This is a genomic window from Alloalcanivorax venustensis, from assembly GCF_047495515.1.
Lineage (GTDB): Bacteria > Pseudomonadota > Gammaproteobacteria > Pseudomonadales > Alcanivoracaceae > Alloalcanivorax > Alloalcanivorax venustensis.
Genome location: NZ_CP179934.1, coordinates 2039919 through 2059863 on the forward strand (window position 1 = coordinate 2039919; position 19945 = coordinate 2059863).

The 19945-nt window shown below is 67.3% G+C and carries 22 protein-coding genes; 8 read left to right on the forward strand and 14 right to left on the reverse strand.

The annotated features are described in order from the left end of the window. Positions 1-98: 98 nt before the first annotated feature. Genes ACMG4O_RS09590 through arsC form a run of 8 tightly spaced genes read right to left on the reverse strand, consistent with a single transcriptional unit; the run spans position 99 to position 6834 of the window. On the reverse strand, positions 99-1064 hold the full coding sequence (locus ACMG4O_RS09590; RefSeq protein ID WP_142949388.1) for an AAA family ATPase: 966 nt from the start codon (positions 1062-1064) through the stop codon (positions 99-101). Continuing rightward, positions 1061-2374, reverse strand: a complete 1314-nt coding sequence (locus tag ACMG4O_RS09595) for a DUF4350 domain-containing protein (protein WP_414433704.1) — start codon at positions 2372-2374, stop codon at positions 1061-1063. The genes ACMG4O_RS09590 and ACMG4O_RS09595 overlap by 4 nt, the downstream gene beginning before the upstream one ends. After that, positions 2371-3861: a DUF4129 domain-containing protein gene (locus tag ACMG4O_RS09600; RefSeq protein ID WP_414433705.1), complete on the reverse strand. Its 1491-nt coding sequence runs from the start codon at positions 3859-3861 to the stop codon at positions 2371-2373. Before ACMG4O_RS09600 ends, ACMG4O_RS09595 begins: the two co-directional genes overlap by 4 nt. Continuing rightward, positions 3848-4837 (reverse strand): stage II sporulation protein M, encoded by a 990-nt coding sequence (locus ACMG4O_RS09605; protein WP_194856629.1) that lies wholly within the window; start codon positions 4835-4837, stop codon positions 3848-3850. Before ACMG4O_RS09605 ends, ACMG4O_RS09600 begins: the two co-directional genes overlap by 14 nt. Next, a complete protein-coding gene (locus ACMG4O_RS09610) occupies positions 4834-5511 on the reverse strand; it encodes an RDD family protein (RefSeq protein WP_142949384.1) in 678 nt (225 codons plus the stop codon). The genes ACMG4O_RS09605 and ACMG4O_RS09610 overlap by 4 nt, the downstream gene beginning before the upstream one ends. Continuing rightward, positions 5501-5842, reverse strand: a complete 342-nt coding sequence (locus tag ACMG4O_RS09615) for a DUF2069 domain-containing protein (RefSeq protein ID WP_142949383.1) — start codon at positions 5840-5842, stop codon at positions 5501-5503. The genes ACMG4O_RS09610 and ACMG4O_RS09615 overlap by 11 nt, the downstream gene beginning before the upstream one ends. A 21-nt stretch (positions 5843-5863) precedes the next feature. Continuing rightward, positions 5864-6481 (reverse strand): NAD(P)H:quinone oxidoreductase, encoded by a 618-nt coding sequence (gene wrbA / locus ACMG4O_RS09620; RefSeq protein WP_414433706.1) that lies wholly within the window; start codon positions 6479-6481, stop codon positions 5864-5866. Beyond that, positions 6478-6834: an arsenate reductase (glutaredoxin) gene (arsC, locus tag ACMG4O_RS09625; RefSeq protein WP_348322317.1), complete on the reverse strand. Its 357-nt coding sequence runs from the start codon at positions 6832-6834 to the stop codon at positions 6478-6480. Before arsC ends, wrbA begins: the two co-directional genes overlap by 4 nt. A gap of 90 nt (positions 6835-6924) precedes the next feature. Between arsC and ACMG4O_RS09630 the strand changes: the two genes are divergently transcribed. The 5 genes from ACMG4O_RS09630 to ACMG4O_RS09650 all read left to right on the forward strand — a co-directional run bounded on the left by ACMG4O_RS09630 (position 6925) and on the right by ACMG4O_RS09650 (position 12073). Further along, on the forward strand, positions 6925-8232 hold the full coding sequence (locus ACMG4O_RS09630; protein WP_414433707.1) for a YihY family inner membrane protein: 1308 nt from the start codon (positions 6925-6927) through the stop codon (positions 8230-8232). A 19-nt stretch (positions 8233-8251) separates the two neighbouring features. Then, a complete protein-coding gene (locus ACMG4O_RS09635) occupies positions 8252-8500 on the forward strand; it encodes an acylphosphatase (protein WP_414434863.1) in 249 nt (82 codons plus the stop codon). A gap of 13 nt (positions 8501-8513) precedes the next feature. Beyond that, positions 8514-9392 carry an alpha/beta fold hydrolase gene (locus tag ACMG4O_RS09640; RefSeq protein ID WP_142949379.1) on the forward strand — a complete coding sequence of 293 codons (879 nt, stop codon included), beginning with the start codon at positions 8514-8516 and terminating at the stop codon, positions 9390-9392. A gap of 146 nt (positions 9393-9538) precedes the next feature. Then, the gene (locus ACMG4O_RS09645; RefSeq protein WP_142949378.1) at positions 9539-11047 is read left to right on the forward strand and encodes a fumarate hydratase; all 1509 of its coding nucleotides are present in this window, start codon (positions 9539-9541) and stop codon (positions 11045-11047) included. Between the two features lie 171 nt (positions 11048-11218). Further along, positions 11219-12073, forward strand: a complete 855-nt coding sequence (locus ACMG4O_RS09650; protein ID WP_414433708.1) for a hypothetical protein — start codon at positions 11219-11221, stop codon at positions 12071-12073. Between the two features lie 28 nt (positions 12074-12101). On the opposite strand, the gene ACMG4O_RS09655 is transcribed toward ACMG4O_RS09650, so the two are convergent. From ACMG4O_RS09655 to ACMG4O_RS09680, 6 genes are read right to left on the reverse strand one after another with little or no spacing between them, the layout of a single operon-like run. Continuing rightward, on the reverse strand, positions 12102-13034 hold the full coding sequence (locus ACMG4O_RS09655) for an alpha/beta hydrolase (protein WP_414433709.1): 933 nt from the start codon (positions 13032-13034) through the stop codon (positions 12102-12104). After that, complete coding sequence (locus ACMG4O_RS09660; RefSeq protein WP_142949375.1) at positions 13028-13411, reverse strand: hypothetical protein; 384 nt, start codon at positions 13409-13411, stop codon at positions 13028-13030. The genes ACMG4O_RS09655 and ACMG4O_RS09660 overlap by 7 nt, the downstream gene beginning before the upstream one ends. Further along, positions 13408-13809 (reverse strand): MaoC family dehydratase, encoded by a 402-nt coding sequence (locus ACMG4O_RS09665; protein WP_142949374.1) that lies wholly within the window; start codon positions 13807-13809, stop codon positions 13408-13410. The genes ACMG4O_RS09660 and ACMG4O_RS09665 overlap by 4 nt, the downstream gene beginning before the upstream one ends. Next, positions 13796-15319, reverse strand: coding sequence for an acyl-CoA synthetase (locus ACMG4O_RS09670; RefSeq protein WP_414433710.1), 1524 nt, complete (start codon positions 15317-15319; stop codon positions 13796-13798). The genes ACMG4O_RS09665 and ACMG4O_RS09670 overlap by 14 nt, the downstream gene beginning before the upstream one ends. A 27-nt stretch (positions 15320-15346) precedes the next feature. After that, entirely contained in the window at positions 15347-16105 is a 759-nt protein-coding gene (locus ACMG4O_RS09675) for an enoyl-CoA hydratase/isomerase family protein (RefSeq protein WP_414433711.1), read from the reverse strand. After that, on the reverse strand, positions 16102-16755 hold the full coding sequence (locus ACMG4O_RS09680; RefSeq protein WP_142949371.1) for a TetR/AcrR family transcriptional regulator: 654 nt from the start codon (positions 16753-16755) through the stop codon (positions 16102-16104). Before ACMG4O_RS09680 ends, ACMG4O_RS09675 begins: the two co-directional genes overlap by 4 nt. A gap of 318 nt (positions 16756-17073) precedes the next feature. On the opposite strand from ACMG4O_RS09680, the gene ACMG4O_RS09685 reads away from it, so the two are divergent. The 3 genes from ACMG4O_RS09685 (at position 17074) to ACMG4O_RS09695 (ending at position 19940) form a co-directional block, all read left to right on the forward strand. Next, positions 17074-18297, forward strand: coding sequence for a substrate-binding domain-containing protein (locus tag ACMG4O_RS09685; RefSeq protein ID WP_142949370.1), 1224 nt, complete (start codon positions 17074-17076; stop codon positions 18295-18297). Positions 18298-18407: 110 nt separating this feature from the next. Then, positions 18408-19211, forward strand: coding sequence for an ABC transporter ATP-binding protein (locus ACMG4O_RS09690; protein ID WP_142949369.1), 804 nt, complete (start codon positions 18408-18410; stop codon positions 19209-19211). Between the two features lie 3 nt (positions 19212-19214). Then, positions 19215-19940, forward strand: coding sequence for an ABC transporter ATP-binding protein (locus ACMG4O_RS09695; protein ID WP_142949368.1), 726 nt, complete (start codon positions 19215-19217; stop codon positions 19938-19940). The last annotated feature ends 5 nt before the right edge of the window (positions 19941-19945 follow it).

The following is a 19945-nucleotide window of genomic DNA, read 5'->3' on the forward strand; positions in this document are numbered from 1 at the left end:
AGGCAAGCTCCCACAGGGCAAGCGCCTACAAGAGGTCCAGCCGCTCACGCCTCCTGGCTGCATCCTGAATCCTGCATCCTGTATCGACCGGAAGGCGATCATTGCCGGGGCGCCTCCACCTGCTCCAGCAGTTGCGCGAGCACCGATTCCACGGTCTGGCCTTCCAGCTCCGCGTCCACGCCCAGGCGCAGGCGGTGGCGCAGCACCGGCGCCGCCACCGCCTTGACGTCGTCGGGCACCACGAAGTCGCGGCCGCTGAGCAGCGCCTGGGTTTTGGCGGTGCGGGCCAGGGCGATGCTGGCGCGCGGGCTGCCGCCCTGGATCAGGCTGGGATGCTCGCGGGTGGCGCGCACCAGGCGCAGCAGGTAGTCGATCAGGGCCGGGTCGATCAGCACCTGTTCGGCGCTGCGGGTCAGTTCCAGGATGCCGGCGGCGTCGGTGACCGGCGTCAGCTGCGCCGCGTCCAGGCTGTCCGGCAGCCGACCGTCGAGCACCATCTCCACCATGCGCGATTCGTGCGCCTGGTCCGGGTAGTCGATCAGAATCTTGAACAGGAAGCGGTCCAGCTCCGCCTCCGGCAGCGGGTAGGTGCCTTCCTGGTCGAGCGGGTTCTGGGTGGCCAGCACCACGAACGGCGGCGCCAGCGGGAAGCTCTCGCCCTCGATGGTGATCTGCCGCTCCTGCATCACTTCCAGCAGCGCCGCCTGGGTCTTGGCCGGCGCCCGGTTGATCTCGTCGGCGAGCAGCAGGTTGGTGAAGGCCGGCCCCTTGCGCACCCGGAAGTCGCCGCTCTGGCTGTCGAACAGGGCGTGGCCGGTGACGTCCGAGGGCATCAGGTCGGGGGTGAACTGGATGCGCTGAAAGTCCAGCTCCAGCACCCGCGCCAGGCTGCGCGCCAGCAGCGTCTTGCCGAGCCCGGGCACGCCTTCGATCAGCACATGGCCGCCGGTGATCAGGGCGATCAGCACCTGCCGGGTGATCGCCGGCTGGCCCACCAGCACCTGGTTAAGCTGCTCTTCGATGCGGCGCGCCAGGGCGCCGGCCTGTTCCGTCTGGCTGGTCATAAACGGCTCCTAAGGGTTTGCAGTATCGCCACCCGGTCCGCCCATTGCTGGCGGTCCCGGGGGCGCGGTGGTCGGGTGGCGCTGCCGCTGTTCAGGGCGTCGCGCAGAGCGGCTTCGGGCAGGGCCAGCCGCTCGGCGGCGATCGCCAGGGCCTGGTCCCGGTCCGGGTGAAGCAGGTCCAGGCGCCGCCGCGCCTCGTCGCGCAGCGGCGCCGTTAGCCGCTCGCTCTGGCCGGTGCGCCAATGGAAATGGCCCAGCGCCAGCAGGTGGCCGAGGTAATCGGTGCGGTCCGCTTCGGCGGCGTGCCACTGCGGCCCGGGGCGCGGCAGACGCCGCCACAGCCAGGCCGCCAGGGCGAGCAACAGGGCCAACATCAGCGGCCAGGCGTGCTGCCACAGCCACAGCGGCAGCGGCGGCATGTCGATGCCTTGCACGAACCACACCGGGCCGTCGCCGATCAGCTGCTCCAGCAGCCAGGCGTGGTCGAAATAGTGCAGGTGCTGGTTGTCCCACAGCGTCAGGCCGGCGAGCACGGTCATCTGCCCGTCGCCCCAAGACAGGTGAACCAGTTGCGCGCCCTCCGCATTGTCGGCCTTGGAGGACGGCAGCGCCGGCAGCAGGTCGGTGGGACGATGCTGCAGGGCCTGGCCGGGCGAGGCCAGCAGTTGCCGCCGGTCGCCGTCCGCGAACACCCAGGTTGCCGGCGCCGGTAACGGCGGCGCTTCGCAGGTGAGCGCCTCGCACTGCGGCGACAGGTCGCCGTCGTTGTCGCCCAGGCAATACTCCAGGAACAGGCTTTCCATGGGCTGGAAGCGGTCCAGCAGGGTGGTGAAGGGGTCGTCCTCGGTGTCCGTCTCCACGGCGACGGCGTGCAGGCCCAGCGGCGTCAGTAGCGGGTCGTCGTTGCCGCCGGTCCGCTCGCTGTTCCCGTCCTTGTCCCCGGTTTCGTCGGCCACGTAGTGATAGGCCGGGCGGGCGGCGACGATCAGATGGCCGCCGCGCTGCACCCAGTCGAACAGGGCGTCGATCCGACCGCTGCCCAGCTCGCCCCGGTATTCGTCCAGAATCAGGGTGGTGCCGGTGTCCGGCAGCGGGAACAGGGCGCCGGTGCTGAAGATCCGGCGGGTGGGGCGCTGCCAGTTTTCCAGCAGGGTCTGGGCGGCCAGGTAGGGGTTGCCGCGCACCGAGGCGTCCGGCGCCGCCGGTGCCATATAGCGTACCGGCTCGGTGGCCCAGACATAGAACACCAGGGCGGCGACCACCAGCAGCAGCGCCAGGCCGCCCCAGAATCTGCCGCGCCGCCGGCTCATGTTCTTGCCTCCGCCGGGCGCAGTCCGCGCCATTGGTCATAGAGCGCCTGGACCTGTTCCGGCGTGGTGGGGCGGTGCGCCCAGGCGGTGCGGGTCCAGGCCTCGGTGAGCCGTTCCAGGTAGACCACCGCCGGGGTGTCGCCCAGCAGCCGCCGGTAGGCGCGCAGGCAGTCCTGCTCGGTGGCGCCGGGGGTGAGCGGCGTGGGGTGCCGGCGGAAAAAGGTGACCAGGGTGTCGCGCAGCAGCAGTGCCAGGGCCTCACGCACCCGGCCCTGGCGCAGCGCGTCGTCCAGAGCGCCGGCCAGGTCCACCGGTAGATTCTCGGCGCGGGTGTCCAGGCCCGCCACCTGCACCGGCATGGCGGTGGGCGGCCGGCGCAGCGGCGAGCCGGGAAGACGGCGCAGCAGGGCCCAGGCGATCACCGCCAGCAGCGCCACCAGCAGCGTCCAGCCGATCCCGTGGATCAGGCCTTCCGGCAGCGCCAGCGGGTCGCCCCGTTCGTTGTCCCGCTGGCCGTCGATCAGCCGCTGCAGCAGGTCCCGCCACCAGCTGTCGCCGTCGTCGTCGCGGAATTGTTCCTTCAGGCGGCGCTCTTCGCGCAGCGCCATGGGCATGAAGGTGTCCGAGGCGAGCAGCTCCACGGCCTGCTGCTTGCTGTCTTGTTGCTCGGCTTGGCCCGGCGCCGGCAGGCCGCCCAGGCACAGCACCATCAGCGCCAGCGCCCCGGCGCCCCGGCTCAGGCCCAGCGCGGCGCGGCGCTTGCCGATGCGAGTCAGGCCCAGCTGCAGATCCCAGCCTTCCAGGTGGGTGCGCTGATTCAGGTAGAGGGCGAAGGAGGTGGCCACGTACAGCGGCTCGGTGACGGTCAGCACCAGATACCAGAACAGGTTGCCCAGGGCCCAGTGCAGGCGGCTCTGCTCGCCGAACCAGACGCTGAACTCCAGGTTGAACTGCCACGGCGCCAGGGTGATCGCCAGCAGGATCAGCGCCACCGTCATCAGGTGTTCCAGGGTGAGCAGGGTGAACGTCAGCGTGGCCGGGCGCTGGCCGGGGGCGCGCAGCAACACCGCGATGCGTCCGGAAGCGGCGTCGCCGCGGTTGCCTTCCAGCTGCCAGACGCCGGTAAGCATGCCCCGCGCCGGGCTCAGCCGCCGCCAGGTGAGCTGCCCGAACAGCCCGTTCAGGCCGTACTCCCGAAAGCCTTTGAGCAGGGCCCAGGGGCCGGGATAGTCATCGAACAGGGCGCGGCTGTAGAACGCCAGCAGCGGCCTTTCCCACAGCGGCTTGAGCCACCAGAACAGCAGCATTGGCCAGATGCTCTGCCAGGCGGCGGCGAGGCCGGCCAGCGCCAGGAAGGGCAACCCGGTGAACACCACCCACACCAGCGCCGCCGACCGCCACCAGTGCCGGTACAGGCGCGTGCCCATATCCATGGCCTGCCAGCACGAGCGCGGTGCCAGGCGGGCGTTGAGCTTATTCAGGTCCATGCCGCCCTCCCTGGCGCCGGCGTTGCCGGCCGGCGAACAGCAGGTACAGCGCCAGCAATGCCCAGCAGGCGGCGCCCACGCCGTACTTGATCTGCGGCGCCAGCTCCCGGGACGACCAGAACGCCTCGATGAACGCGGCCAGCACCAGCAGCGCGAACACGCCGTACATCACCGGCAGGCATTCGCCGGCGGCGCGCCGCAGGGCGTCCACCCGGCGCCAGGAGCCGGGCGCCAGCACCGCCCAGCCCATGCGCAGGCCGGCGCCGCCGGCCAGGAAGATGGCGGTCAGCTCCGGCGCGCCGTGGGCGATCACGAAGGTGAAGAACGGCTGCGCGGCGCCGGCCAGGGTCAGGTGGCCGGCGGCGGCGCCGAAGAAGCTGCCGTTGAAGAGCATCGCCACCAGCGCGCCCACGCCCAGCAGCAGGCCGCCGGCGAAGGTGCGGAAAGCGATGCCGATGTTGTTGTAGATGTAGTAGCCGAACATCATCACATCGTCCTGGCGGTCGCGGCCGCTGACGTCGCGCAGCTCCGGGTGGTACATCTCTTCCAGTTCGGCCACCTGCTGCGGGCCCACCACGGTGTGCACCAGCTCCGGGTCGTGCAGGATCATCGCCCACACCAGGCCGGCGGACAGCACGAAGCAGAGCGTGCTGACCAGATGCCAGCGCCACTGATAACGCACCGCGCGTGGGAAGCCGCCGGTGAAAAACGCCACCAGCCCGGGCAGCAGCGGGGTGCGGTAGCGGTACAGCTGGCGGTGGGCGCGCAGCATCAGGTCGTTGAGGTATTCCTGCAGCGCCAGGCTGTAGCCGCGCTCGCGGGCCAGCGCCAGCTGGTGGCAGAGGCTCTGGTAGTCGGCGGTGAAATCGGTGAGCGCCGACGCCTGCGGGCGGCGGCGGGCTTCCAGCGCGGTGAGACTGGTTTCCAGCCGTTCCCACTGGGGCCGGTAACGCTGCTCGAACTGGCTCTGCCTCATGCGCCCCCCAACACGTGCCGGGCCACGCGCTGCAGTTTTTCCCGGGCGGCGGCGGGCGCCAGCTCCGGGTAGGCGAGGGCGGCGAGCTCCTCCTGACGCTCGGCGGAGAGCCGCGCGCCCCGGTCGGTGAAGGCCAGCAACACCAGTTGGTCGTCGCGGCTGAGCGGCCAGTCCGGCGCTTCGCTGTCGCCGTCCTGGTGGGGCCGCGCCGGGCGCGCCGGCGGCGTGTGGATCACCAGGGTGTCGGCGGCCAGGTCGCCGAGGCGCTGCGAGCGTCGGGTGATCAGCATCACCACGAAGCCGGTGAGATAGAACATCGGAAACAGGTCGGCGGTGCGCAGCAGGTTACGCACCAGGCTGCCGTTAAAGCCCAGCGGCGCGCCGTTGCCGTGCACCACCGCCAGGCCCATCATCCGTTTGCCCGGCGTACGCCCCTGCCAGAGTGCTTCGAACAACACCGGGTAAAACCATTCCATCAAGAACAGCATCACCAGGTAGAGGCCCATTCCGCCGCGCCCGAACAGCATCAGCGGAATCGCGACCAGCGCCAGCGCCAGGCCGCGAATCGCCAGATCGATCCCGTAGGCCAGGGCGCGCGGCAGCGGCCCGGCCAGGGACAGCGTCAGGCGCGCCCCCTCCGGTGTATCGATGTGCAGCTGGTCATCAATCCGCACGGCCGCCCCGGCGCATGAGCTGCATGGCGAGCAGGAACAGCACCACCGTCAGCGACACCTGAACGATGGCCAGGGTGCGCACCGGCGGCGGGTTCAGGCACTGCACCACATAGCCGCAAAAATAGAAAAGCAGCAGGAAACACAGCCAGGTGAGCGAACGCGGGTGCAGCGTGATCGGCGCCGCCGCCATTAACGCCAGCGGGCCGTAGAGCACCGCCGCCATGATCACGGCGGCGAAGGTGGGCGTGTCCGGCGGCGCGAACCAGAACAGACCGGCGATACCGAGAACCAGCAGCAGAATATAGGTGATGCGCAGAAGGGCGCTCAGCATGGTGTTCCCCCTCGGTTGGGTTTAGTGGGCGGGCGCCAACTGGCGCGCCAGGGTGGCGAGCCGCCGGCCCAACGCCTTGGCGATGGCGTTTTCGTCGTCGCTGGTGTCGCGGCCGCGCCCGTCGCTGCCGGACACATGGCTGGCCCCGTAGGGCGTGCCGCCGCCGGTGGTGCGTGTCAGCGCCGCCTCCGAATAGGGCACCCCGGCCAGCACCATGCCGTGGTGCAGCAGCGGCAGCATCATCGACAGCAGGGTGCTCTCCTGGCCGCCGTGGAGGCTGGCGGAGGCGGTGAACACACCGGCCGGGCGGCCGATCAGCGCGCCGGACATCCACAGGTCGCTGCTCTGGTCGAGAAAATACTTGAGCGGCGCCGCCATGTTGCCGAAGCGCGTCGGCGAGCCCAGCGCCAGGCCGGCGCAGCCGGCCAGGTCGTCCAGGGTGGCGTAGGGGGCGCCGCTGTCCGGCACCGGCGGGGCGCTGGCCTCGTGGTCCGGGGACACCGGCGGCACGGTGCGCAGGCGTGCCTGCAGGCCGGCGCCTTCCACGCCGCGGGCCACTTGCTGCGCCAGCCGGGCCACGCCGCCGGTGCGGCTGTAGTAAAGGACCAGCACATAGGGGTTGAGGGCCGCGTCGCTCACGGCGTCACCAGTTCCAGAACCGTTTCCGGCGGGCGTCCGATCACCGCCCGGTCGCCTTTCACCAGCACCGGCCGCTCCAGCAGTTTGGGATAGCGGGCGATGGCGTCGATCACGGTGTCGTCGTCGGCGTCCTGGCTCAACCCCGCTTCCTTGTACTCCGCTTCTTTAGGGCGCACCAGATCGTGGGCCCGTTCCAGGCGCAACTTTTTTACCAGAGTGCGGACGGTTTCCGCATCCGGCGGCGTATCAAGATACTTGACGATGGTCGGGGTGATGCCGTTTTCTTCCAGCAGCGCCAATGCCTGCCGGGATTTGGAACAGCGGGGATTATGATAGAGCGTGTATTCGGCCATGGCGTCACGTTGTCGTCTGATAGGATGGGAGCATTGTAAGGCACCGACCCACAGCTACAAGCTTGCCGCTACGTGATTAAAGGAAGCAGTGTGAATCAGGACCTGGAAAGCAGCGAAGAAGATCCGGTAATTCCGTTCCGGGCAAGGGCGCAATCGGTGTGGGCGTTTCTCAAACTGTTGCGCCGCCAGTTCGTGGAGGACGGTTGTCAGTCCAGCGCGGCGGCGCTCACCTATACCACGCTGTTCGCCATCGTGCCGATCATGACGGTGATGTTCGCGGTGATCGCCGCGATCCCGGCCTTGAACGAACGGGGCATGGTGATCCAGGAGTGGGCCTTTGAATATTTCGTGCCGTCCGCCGGCGCCGAGATTCTCGAATACCTGAGCAAGTTTTCCCGCCAGGCCACCAACCTGACCGGCGCCGGCGTACTGATTCTGATCGTCACCGCGATCCTGATGCTGCGCACCATCGAGCAATCCCTGAACCGGATCTGGAAGATCCGCCAGCCGCGCAAGGGCCGGGTAAGCCTGATGATGTACTGGGCGGTGCTGTCCCTGGGCCCGCTGTTGCTGGGCGCGGGGCTCGGCATCTCGTCCTATCTGACCTCGCTGTCGCTGGTCAGTGACACCGTGGCCTATCTGGGCGGGGTGCGGTTCTGGCTCACGCTGTTGCCGTTTTTCCTGACCACCTCGGTGCTCGCCTTGCTATATATCGTGGTGCCCAACACCTCGGTGCCGTTGCGCCAGGGGCTGATCGGCGCGGCGTTCGCGGCGTTGCTGTTCGAGCTGGCCAAGGCCGCGTTCGCCCAGTTCATCAAGCACGCGCCCAACTATCAGGTGGTCTACGGCGCTTTTGCCGCGGTGCCGCTGTTTCTGTTATGGATTTATATTTCCTGGATGCTGGTGCTGTTCGGCGCCGAACTGGTGCGGGCCCTGGTGGTGTTTCAGGAGCATCAACGGCGGGTGCCGCGCATGCAGGCGCTGATGCGGTTGCTGAACGTGCTCTGGGAACGCCAGCGTGACGGGCGGACCCTGCACGGCAACGAGGTGCGGCGGGTGATGCAGGATGCCGGCATCACCCACTGGGATGAATTCCGCAACCTGCTGCAGGACTGCCATCTGATCCGCCGCACCGAGGAGGGCGGGTATGTGCTGATCCGCGATCTGCGGGCGCTCACCATGGCCGAGCTGCTGACCATGGTGCCCTGGCCGGCGGAGCAGCAGTTGCGTATTCACGCCAACGGCAAGGAGCCCTGGGAAGCGGCGCTGAAGCAACGCTGCGATCAGGCCCGGGAAGGCCTGCGCCTGCCGCTGGATTTCAACCTGGAAGCGCTGTTCGGCAACCGGTTGGAGGAAAGCCGGGATGTAAAAGAGGAGGAAAATCGTGACAACCGCTAGGATTGCCCGACAAGCCGTGGTGAGTGGCCGTGTCCAGGGTGTGTATTATCGGGCTTCCACCCAGCAACAAGCGCGCCGTTTGGCGGTCGCCGGCTGGGTGCGCAACCGCCCCGACGGCAGCGTCGAGGCGTGGCTGGAAGGCGCCCCCGACGCGGTCGAGGCGCTGCTCGCCTGGATGCGGCGCGGCCCCGCGGGCGCTCGGGTCACGGATATCACCGTCACCGAGACGCTGCCCCGGAACGACGCCGATTTTGTAGTAACCGATTGAAGAGGCTTCGCCCATGAAGCAGGTGGAAATGGTTAACGGGCACTTGCGCTTCCCGACGCTGCTCAGCGGTGACGGCGAGCCGGTGATTTTACTGCACGGTTTTCCCGATACCCACGAAAACTGGGCGGTGCAGATGAAGCTGATCGCCGACGCGGGCTACACCTGCCTCGCGCCGGCCCTGCGCGGCTACGCGCCATCCTGTCAGCCCGGCAACGGCGACTATTCCCTGCACGCCGCGGTGGACGACCTGCTGGTGTTCGCCAATCAACTGGGCGGGCGCGTGCATCTGATCGGCCACGACTGGGGCGCCGCCGTGGGCTACCTGGCCTGCGCCCGCTACCCGGACACCTTCTGCACCTTCACCGCGCTGGCGATTCCGCCGCTCAAGCGCCTGCCCCAGGCGTTACTGAAAGTGCCCGAGCAGATCAAACTGAGCGGCTACATGCAGTTCTTCCAGTTGCCCATGGCGCCGGAAGCCTGGCTGAAGAAGGATGATTTTTCCGGCATCGACAAACTCTGGCAACGCTGGTCGCCGGACTGGGAGCCGGGCCTCTACCTGGAAAACGCCAAGCACACCCTGCGCGAGCCGGGCGTGCTGCCCGCCGCGCTGGGCTGGTACCGGCATCTGATCCGCCTGTGGCGCAAGGAGCAGCGTGAGACCCAGGAGTGGCTGGGCATGAACATCACGGTGCCCACCCAGGTGCTGATCGGTGAACAGGACGGCTGCATGAGCCCGCGCCTGCTCGACCACACCGTCAACCACGGCGACTTCCCGGGCGGGCTGCGCGTGGAGCGGGTGTCCGGCGCCGGCCACTTCCTGCATCTGGAGCGTCCCGAGACCGTTGCCGATTTGCTTATCGCCCATCTTAAACGCGGTGAGTGCCTGGCGTAGGTCTCTGGGATCCTGCCGGCAAGCCTTGCTTGCCTTTCGCGGGCAGGGCCCGCTCCCACAAGCTCGCTCCTACAAGGCGGCTCCCACAAGCCGGCCCGGGTAGTCTATAATGCGCGCCCCGAATCCCAGCAGTCAGGAGTGCCCCCATGACGGTGATCCGCCAGGACGATCTGATTCAAAGCGTTGCCGATGCCCTGCAGTACATCTCTTACTACCACCCGGTGGACTTTATCCGCGCGGTGAAGGAAGCCTACGAGCGGGAAGAGAGTAAAGCGGCCAAGGACGCCATGGCGCAGATTCTGGTGAATTCCCGCATGTCCGCCATGGGGCGCCGGCCGATCTGCCAGGACACCGGCATCGTCACCGTGTTCTGCAAGGTGGGCATGAACGTGACGTTCGAGAGCGACATGAGCCTGGACGACATGATCAACGAGGGCGTGCGCCGGGCCTACAACCATCCGGACAACGTGCTGCGCGCCTCGGTGCTGGCGGACCCGGACGGCAAGCGCGCCAACACCAAGGACAACACGCCGGCGGTGATCAACTACTCCATCGTGCCCGGCGACACCGTTGAGATCGACGTGGCGGCCAAGGGCGGCGGCTCCGAGGCGAAGTCCAAGTTCGCCATGCTCAACCCGTCCGATTCGGTGGTCGACTGGGTGCTCGAGCAGGTGCCGAAGATGGGCGCCGGCTGGTGCCCGCCGGGCATGCTCGGCATCGGCATCGGCGGCACCGCCGAGAAGGCCATGCTGATCGCCAAGGAGTCCCTGATGGACCCCATCGACATCCACGAGCTGCAGGCGCGGGGCGCGCAAACCCGTTCCGAGGAACTGCGCCTGGAGCTGTTCGAGAAGGTCAACGCCCTGGGCATCGGCGCCCAGGGCCTGGGCGGCCTGACCACGGTGCTGGACGTGAAGGTGGCGGATTACCCCACCCACGCGGCCAACAAGCCGGTGGCGATCATCCCCAACTGCGCCGCCACCCGCCACGCCCACTTTATCCTCGACGGCACCGGCCCGGCGGATCTCAAGGCTCCGGACCTGGAAGAGTGGCCGGAGATCGCCTGGGGCAACGACGAGGGCGCCAAGCGCGTCAACCTGGACACGGTGACCCCGGAAGAGGTGCAGACCTGGCAGCCCGGCGACACCATCCTGCTGTCCGGCAAGCTGCTCACCGGCCGTGACGCGGCCCACAAGCGCATGGTGGACATGATCGCCAAGGGCGAGGAACTGCCGGTGGACTTCACCAACCGCTTTATCTACTACGTGGGTCCGGTGGATCCGGTGGGCGACGAAGTGGTGGGCCCGGCCGGCCCGACCACCGCCACCCGCATGGACAAGTTCACCCGCACCATGCTGGAGAAGACCGGCCTGATCGGCATGGTCGGCAAGGCCGAACGCGGCGACACCGCCATCGAAGCGATCAAGGACAACAAGGCGGTCTACCTGATGGCCGTGGGTGGCGCCGCCTACCTGGTGTCCAAGGCGATCCGCAAATCCCGCGTGGCCGCCTTCGAGGATCTGGGCATGGAAGCGATCTACGAATTCGAAGTGGAAGACATGCCGGTGACCGTGGCGGTGGATTCCAACGGCGAATCCGTGCACAAGACCGGCCCGGTGATCTGGAAAGAGAAGATCGCCGCCAAATCCGCCTGAGAGGGGAACTTGTGGGGCTGCTTCGGCTCGGACCATTGAACCTTTGCTTGTGCGGGTCTTGTGGGAGAGGCCCTGCCCGCCGGCTTCGCCGGCCTTTCGCTTGCAAGCAAGCTCCTACAAGTGCTCGCTCCCAAGGGTTTCAACAAAAACGAATACAACGTTGTTTTTAATATGCGTTCCAACCTGACGATCCTGCTTCTCGGCCTGGTGGCCGTGGCACTCACCGGCTGCGCCTCGCTGCGTGACTCCACCGCCGGGTTGATGGGACGGACGCCGGCGCCGGGGGCGGTGGCCGGGCTGAGCTACGGCGCCATCGACGCCCTCGGCGCCATGGACGGCGCCTGCCGGCGACTCGCCGAGGCGCACCGGGCGGAGCGCTACGTGGACGAGCGGCAACTGCGTGAGGACTGGCTGCCCGCCTGCCGGGAACGGATCGAATCGGTGCGCCAGTCGCGGCGTCTCGACCGGCTGGTGGACGACGCCTACCAGGCCCAGCAGGCCCATGAAGCCGAACTGGCCCGGCAACGGGCGGAACGTGAACGGGTCCGGCGGGACATGGAAGCGGCCCGCCGGGAAGCGGAGAAGCGCAGCGAAGCCGCCGCCGACGAGGCCCAGGGCCGGCTGCGCGAGCGGCTTGCCGACGCCCATATCCTCAGCATCCTCGAAGACGTGCCCGACCAGCCGCTGGCGTTTGCCGTGGGCCAGGCGTCGGAGCGCACCATGAAGAATTTCCTCGCCTGCCTGGAAGTGGGCTACCCCAACCAGGGCTACGAAGTGGACCGCGGCGACGACAGCCTTACGGTCACCGCCCGCCAGGCGGACATGCTGCGCGGTGACGTGGACATCCGCGCCCGCTTCGTCAACGTCTGGGACACCTGGATGCTGGAATCCCTGAGCGTGGCGGAGCTCACCGCGCGCACCCCCCAGGACCGCTTCATGCTGGCCCAGAACCTGCTCGCCGGGCACTGCTACGGCATCGATAATCTGATGCAGCGCGACGCCCCCGCCACCTCCGAACGTTCCTGACATTGTGGGAGCGGGCCCTGCCCGATTGTTAATCGCCGTTGAGGAAGGCGGCGATCTCCCGGTAGGTGGCGGCGCAGGCGTCGGGCGCCAGGGATTCCAGATTCAGATAGGCGTGGATCATGTCGTCGAAATGGCGGTGGCGGCAGGGCACGCCGGTGTCGTTCAGCCTTTGCACGTAGGCCAGCGCCTCGTCGCGCAGCGGGCAGTATTCGGCGCTGATCATCAGCGTTTCCGGCAGGCGGTTGCTCACCGGCATGAACAGCGGCGACGCGCCGCGGCGGTCCTCGCCGTGCTGGAAATAGTGCTCGAAATACCAGGCGATGCGCTCCGCTTCCAGTAAATAGCCCTTGCCGTTCTCGGTCACCGAGGGGTGGTTCAGGGTGTAGTCCAGGCTGGGGTAGATCAGCACCTGTTTTTCCACCGGCAGCCGCTGGTCGTTCTGCGCCAGGACGCTGAGGGTGGCGGCGAAGGTGCCGCCGCCGGAGTCGCCGGCCAGGGCCAGGCGCCGCTGGTAGCGCCGCCCTTCGGCGTCGAGCACCGGCCACAGGTGGCGGGCCACGCTGTGGCAGTCTTCCAGGCCGAACGGGTAGGGGTATTCCGGCGCCAGCCGGTAGTCCACCGACACCACCAGCCAGCCGCTGGCGTCGGCGAGCCGCCGGCAAATCGGGTCGTACACCGCCACGCTGCCGGCCATGTGCCCGCCGCCGTGGAAGAACAGGCACACCGGGGTGTCCCGGTCCGGCGCCGGGTCGTAGAGGCGCACCGGCACCGGGGTTTCGCCGCATTCCACCCGGGCGTCGCCGACCCAGGGCAGCTCGGGCCCCGGGCGGACCTGATTGCGGGTCATCGCCGCCATGCTGTCGCGCACGGTGGCCGGGGTGGCTTCCACGCCGGCCGCTTTTTGTTCCGCCACCAGTTCATTGAGGCGGTCCAGCCAGGCCTTTAGCTGAGCGTTCAGCATTGAAACAGCACCAGGGCGTCGCCCGCGCAGATCATCCGGCCGTCCTCGCCGGTGCACAGGGTGTCCAGGTTCACCAGCGCCTTGTCGCCGCGCAGGTGGGTGATGGTGACGGTGGCGGTGAGCGTCTCGCCGATGCGGGCGTCCTCCTCGAAGCGCATGTGCTGCTTGAGGTAGTTGGTGCCGTGGCCGGGCAGCTCCTCGCCGAGCAGATAGGAAAACAGGCCGGCGATCAGCGGCTCGGGCACCTGGTCCGGGGTCTCATCCTCAAGGCCGGCCATGTCGCACCAGGCGCGCACATCCTCGGCGCTGAAGCGCCGTTCCACGGTGGCCTGGTCTTCCAGCCGCAGAGCGTTGAAGCGGGGCAGGGTCTCGCTCATGGCGCCATCTCCTGGTCGAGTTTGAGACGGCAGGTGCCCTGCAGGCAGCGGCTGTCGTCTTCCTTGAGCACGTCGGTGGTGAGGTGGACGATGCCGTCCACCGGGCGGCCGCGGGTTTCCAGCACCACGGTGAGCGGCTCGTCGGCGTAGGCCGGCGCCGGAAATTTCAGGTCCTGCACTTCCAGGCGGGCGCCGGGGAAGAATTCATGGATCAGCCCGCGCACCGCGCTGAACAGCAGCATGCCGTGGGACACGGTGGCGCCGAAGCGGGTGCCGGCGGCGTAGTCCGGGTCCACATGGATGGGGTTGTGGTCGCCGCTGAGTCGGGCGAAACGCTGGAAGTCCTCCTGGCTGAAGGACAGATCCCGTTCCATGCGGGCGGTGTTATTGTTTTGCATGATCACGCAACTCCTGTTTGGTGACTTTGCCCAGGGCGTTGCGGGGCAGGGCATCGACCCGTTCGAACGCCTTGGGCACCTTGTAACCGGCGAGCCGCTCGCGGCAGAACGCGCGCAGCGCTTCCGGGTCCGGGGCGTCCCGGTCCGCGTGGACGCCGTAATAGGCCTTGCCGACTTCACCCCATTTGTCGTCGGGCATGCCGACCACCGCCACTTCGGCGATGGCCGGGTGTTGTTCCAGTACTTTTTCCACCTCCGCCGGGTAGACGTTTTCGCCGCCGGAGATGTACATGTCCTTCCAGCGATCGACGATGAAATACTGGCCGTCCTCGTCGCAGCGGGCCACGTCGCCGCTGTGCAGCCAGCCGTCGGCGCGGATCGCCTCGGCGGTGGCGTCCGGGCGGTTCCAGTACCCGGGCGTGATGTTGGGCCCGCGAATCAACAGCTCGCCGGCGTCACCCGGGGGCACGTCCCGGCCGTCGCGGTCGACGATGCGCACTTCCGTGAGCAGCTGCGGCCGGCCCACCGAGCCGATCTTGTCGATCACCTTGTCCTCGTCCAGCAGGAACACCGTGGGGCCGGTTTCCGTCATGCCCATGCCGGTGCGCACGCGGATACCGGCGTCCACATAGCGCTGCGCCACCGGCAGCGACAGCGGCGCGCCGCCGCAGCCCCAGGAGCGCACGCCCTTGAGACGCTCGCCGCTGAACCCGGGGTGATCGAGCAGCGCCTGGTACACCGCCGGCACCCCGAAAAAGATGGTCGCTCTTTTTTCCAACACTTGCAGTGCCTGATCCGGGTCGAAGGCGCGCGCCACCAGAACGCTGCCGCCGACCATGAACACCGCCGAGGAATACAGGTTGATGCCGGCGGTGTGGAACAGGGGCAGCACGTTGAGCAGCACATCGTCGCCGCTCAGGTTCACCGCCAGACCGATATTGAGATAGTTGGCCAGCATCATGCGGAAGGTCTGGATCACGCCCTTGGGCCGGCCGGTGGTGCCGGAGGTGTAGAGCAGGTACCAGGGGGTGTCCGGGTCCCTGTCCGGGTGGGCGGTGAGGTCCGGCCGGGTGTCGGCGAGATCCCGGTGATAATCGCGCTGGCCGTCCGCGGCGCCGTCCAGCGCCACCAGGGTGAGCGGCCCGCAGCGCTGCTGGAGCTCGGCGGCGGCGTCGGCGAACTCGGCGCCGAAAATCAGCGCCCCCGGGTCGCAGTCTTCCACCAGCACTTCCAGTTCCGGCACCGCCAGGCGCCAGTTCAAAGGCACCAGGATCAGGCCGGCCTTGGCGCAGCCGAACAGCATGGCGAAGAACTCGGCGCGGCTGTGGCCCAGATAGGCGAGCCGGTCGCCTTCCTCCAGGCCCCAGTGTTCGCGGGCGGCGGCTGCCAGCCGCGCGGCGCGCTCGTTGAACTGGGCGTAGTTGTAGCGTTCGCCGCTTTCCAGGTCCTCCAGCGCCGGGCGCTCCGGCGTTACCCGGGCCCGGTGGGCGAGCAGGTCGAACATGTCCATCGGGTTCTCCCTTAATTATTTCTCTTTTTATCTGTTCAAAAAATCGGCCATCCCCTGATCGGCTTCGTCGCTGACGATGTGCTCGAGAAAATGGCGGAGCTCCGCGTCCAGCCCGGCGGCCACGGTGTCCAGGTCGGGCCGGGTGAGGGCCAGGGTGTGGTGCACGCTGCCCCGCTTGGCGGAGCACAGGGTGTCGGCCACGGCGCGGGCCTGCTCGGCCACCTTGTTGTCCTCGCTGAGGTACTGAACCAGGCCCACGCGATGGGCTTCCTCGGCGTCCAGGCGGCGGTTGGTCAGCTGAATGTCGAGCGCGCGGGCGCGGCCGATGCGCTCCGGCATCAGGGCGGTCCAGCCGCCGTCCGGGCTGTAGCCCACACGGGTGTACCAGGGCGCGAAGCTGGCGCGCGGGCCGGCGACGACGATGTCGCAGGCCAGCACCAGGCCCACCGAGCCGCCGGTGACCATGCCGTGCACCGCCGCCACCGTGGGCAGCGGCAGGCTGAGCAGATCCAGAATCACCGCGTTGAGCGTGCCCACCACGCGGCTGGCGTAGTCGTGCCGTTCGGCGCGCGGGGTGTCGTAGAACCCGCCCACGTCGCCGCCGGTGGAAAACGAGCGGCCTTCCGCGTCCAGGATCAGCGCCGCCGGGCGGTCTTCCCGACAGCGCGCCAGAGCGGCGCGCAGACCGTCGAGCAGCTCCGGCACCAGAGCATTGTGGCGCTGCGGACGGTTCAGGGTGATGCGCGCCAGCTCGCCGTCCAGTTGATAGTGCACCGCCGTGTTCATGGCTTCTCCTTGCCGTCCAGGGTCAGGCCGTTGCGGAACAGGTCGGAGAGGGTCTCGACAATCTCGTCGAAGGAGACGTCCTGCTCCCAGAGCGCGTAGCGCAGGCCGAGAAAGTTGGACATGCCCATCAGGGCCCACACGCGAACCTCGTTATTGCCGGGGCGGATTTCCCCCTTGCGGGTGGCGTTGGCGAGCATGCGCACATAGCCCTTGCCGAAAGCTTCGTAGTAATCCCGGTAGATCGCTTCGTCGACGAACTGGGCTTCCTGCAGCACCCGGTACAGCGAGGGGTTCTCGTAGAGGTACTGCAGAAAGGCGCGCAGGCCCCGTTCCTCGGCTTCCAGCCGGTTGTCGGTGTCGAGAATTTCCGCCGCCAGATGGGCACGCACCTGATGCCCCATATCGCGCACCAGTTCGCGGAGGATTTCTTCCTTGCCGGCGAAGTAGGTGTAGAAGGTGCCCTGGGCGACGCCGGCGGCGCGGGTGATGTCGGAAATGCCGGCGCGGTGGTAACCGAGCGTGCCGAAGGTGTGTTCGGCGGCTTTGAGAATACGCGCCCGGGTGCGGGCGCCGCGGGCGGTTTTCGGGGCGCCGGGCCCGCCGCTGGCGGCCGGTGCCTGGGCGGCGTTGGTCTGGGAGGCAGTGGTCATGGCGGGCTTCTTAGGTCCGTGATTTTGTTGTATGAAATATGAATCGGTATTCAACTAAATTAAGTTTGCGCACCCCCGGTGTCAACCAGGACAGGGCCCAATGCCTGCCATACGCGGCCTTCCCGAACCGTGGAGTACGCCTCAAAGGCCCGTTATTCCGGTATTTGCAGGTGGCGTGGCCGGTCCAGGCGGGTAATTCCACGTTTGTGGAATTTTTTTCGAAACCCTCTTGCGGAAAGGTGAATCGGGAGTCATATTGAAGGGGACCATAACCACAACAAGACGGCCATCAGGCCGAAAAATAAGGGAGAGATTCCTATGAAGCGTCTCATCACCGCGACGGCCTTCACGCTCACCGCCCTCACCGCCGCGCCTCTTGCGCAGGCGGCCGATTCCATCCGTATTGCCCATGTCACCGGTTTCACCGGCCCGTTGTCCGCCTACGCCGAGCAGCTCAGCGTGGGTATGAAGATGGGCTTCGAATACGCCACCGACGGCAGCATGGAAATCGAGGGCCGCAAGGTCGAAATCATCGATAAAGACACCCAGCTGGATCCGGCGCGCGCCCGCTCGCTGGTGGAAGAAGCCTACGCCGAGGACGACGCCCACATCGTGGTGGGGCCGGTGTCTTCCGGGGTGGCGCTGGCGACCCTGCCGATCGCCCAGCAGTATGAGCGCATCATCATGCCCGAGGGCGTGGCCGACGCCATCACCGGCGCGGACTGGAACCGCTATGTGTTCCGGGTCGGCCGCAACTCTTCCCAGGACGCGGTTTCCAATGCCGTGGCACTCGGCGAGCCGGGCGTCTGTGTCGCCACCATCGCCCAGGATTACGCCTTCGGCCGTGACGGCGTGGCCGCCTATAAAGAGGCCATGGAAACCCAGGGCGGTGAAGTGGTCCACGAAGAATACCTGCCCACCGACGCCACCGACTTCACCGCCGCCGCCCAGCGTTTGTTCGGCGCCCTGAAGGATCGCGACGGCTGTGAGCAGGGCAAATACATCTTCGCCATCTGGGCCGGCAGCGCCAACCCGCTGAGCCGTATCCAGGACCTGAAGCCGGACCGCTTCGGCATCAAGCTGGCCACCGGCGGCAACATTCTGCCGGCACTGGTGAGCTACTCCGAGTTCCCCGGCATGGAAGGCGCCGGCTTCTATTACTTCGAATCCCCCAAGAACGAGATCAACGACTGGTTCGTGAAGCAGCACATGGAGCGTTACAACGCCGCCCCTGACTTCTTCACCGCCCAGGGCTTTTCCCAGGCCATGGCGATCACCGCGGCGATCCGTGAAGCGGACGGCTCCACCGACACCGAGGCTCTGATCGACGCCTTCGAGGGGCTGGTGTTCGAAACCCCGAAGGGCAAGATGGTGCTGCGTGACGAGGACCACCAGGCGATGCAGGAGATGTATCACTTCCGCATCGAAGTGGAAAAGCGTGACGACTGGTTCGCCGACCGCACCGTGGAAGCGGGCGTGCCCAAGCTGATTCGCAAGATCGGCATGGACGAAATGAACATTCCGATTCGCAACAAGCGCTAACGCCAAGGGCGTGGCCTTCGCGGGCCACGCCCTTCAGGTAGCCGCTTTCCATGTGCGACTCGTGGCTTCCGAAAAACTCTAGAAAATATTCCAATAAAAAGGGACCTCCCATGGCCTCCTTGCACCCCCAATCCGCCTCTGAACCGGTTCTGGAAACCCGCGGGCTGACCATTAACTTCGGTGGGCACGTGGCGGTGAATCAGGTGTCCTGCGCGTTCCACGCCGGCACCCTGACGTCCATCGTCGGCCCCAACGGTGCGGGCAAGACCACCTGGTTCAATCTTATTTCCGGACAGCTCGCCGCCAGTGCCGGCAGCGTGCATCTGTTCGATCAGGACATTACCGCGCTGGGCGCCGCCGCCCGGGCCGATAAGGGCCTGGGCCGCGCCTTCCAGCTCACCAACCTGTTTCCCAACCTGACCGCCCTGGAGAACGTGCGCCTGGCGGTGGCGTCGCGCTACCGCATCGGCCATGTGTTCTGGCAGATGGCCTCGCGCCGCCGCGACATCAGCGACCGCGCCGCCGCCTATCTGGAGCAGGTCAACCTGGGCAAGCGCGCCGACACGCCGGTGGCCAATCTGCCCCACGGTGATCAACGCAAACTGGAAGTGGCGCTGATGCTGGCGCTGGAGCCGGAAGTGTTCATGTTCGACGAACCCACCGCCGGCATGAGCGTGGACGAGGTGCCGGTGATTCTGGATCTGATCGCCGACATCAAGAACAAGCAGAACAAAGTGATTCTGCTGGTGGAACACAAAATGGACGTGGTGCGCTCCCTGTCGGACCGCATCGTGGTACTGCACAACGGTGAACTGGTGGCCGACGGCGAACCTTCCGAGGTGATCGCCTCGCCGATTGTTCAGGAAGCCTATCTGGGCGCGCCCCAGGAAGACACCGCCGGCGAGGAGGGCTGAACGATGGCCGAATCGATTCTTTCCCTGTCCGGCGTGCGCGCCGACATCGATCAATACCACATTCTGCACGGCGTGGACCTGGAAGTGCCCGCCGGCGAACTGACCGTGCTGCTGGGCCGTAACGGCGCCGGCAAGAGCACCACGCTGCGCACCATCATGGGCCTGACCACGGTGACCCAGGGCAAGGTGCGTTTTCGCGGCGAGGACATCACCGGCCAGCCCACCCCGCGGATCGCCCGCAAGGGCATCGCCTTCGTGCCGGAGAACATGGGCATTTTCAGCCTGCTGACGGTGCGCGAAAACATGGTGCTGGCGGCGGTGGACGGCCCCATGGACCCGGCCCGCCTGGACTGGGTGTTCGACCTGTTTCCGCCGCTGAAAAAATTCTGGAACCGGGCCGCGGGCAACCTCTCCGGCGGCCAGAAACAGATGCTGGCCATCGCCCGGGCGATCATCGAGCCGCGCGAGCTGTTGCTGGTGGACGAACCCACCAAGGGCCTGGCCCCGGCGATCATCAACGACCTGGCCGGCGCCTTCGAGCAGCTCAAGCAGCAACAGGTCACGGTGCTGCTGGTGGAGCAGAACTTTAATTTTTCCCGCCGTCTGGGTCAGTCCGCGGCGGTGATGAACGATGGCGGGGTGGTCTGGTCCGGCCAGATGACCGAACTCGCCGACAACGATGATCTCCAGCACGAGCTGCTGGGTCTTGGGCTCGGCGAGCACCAATAAGAATA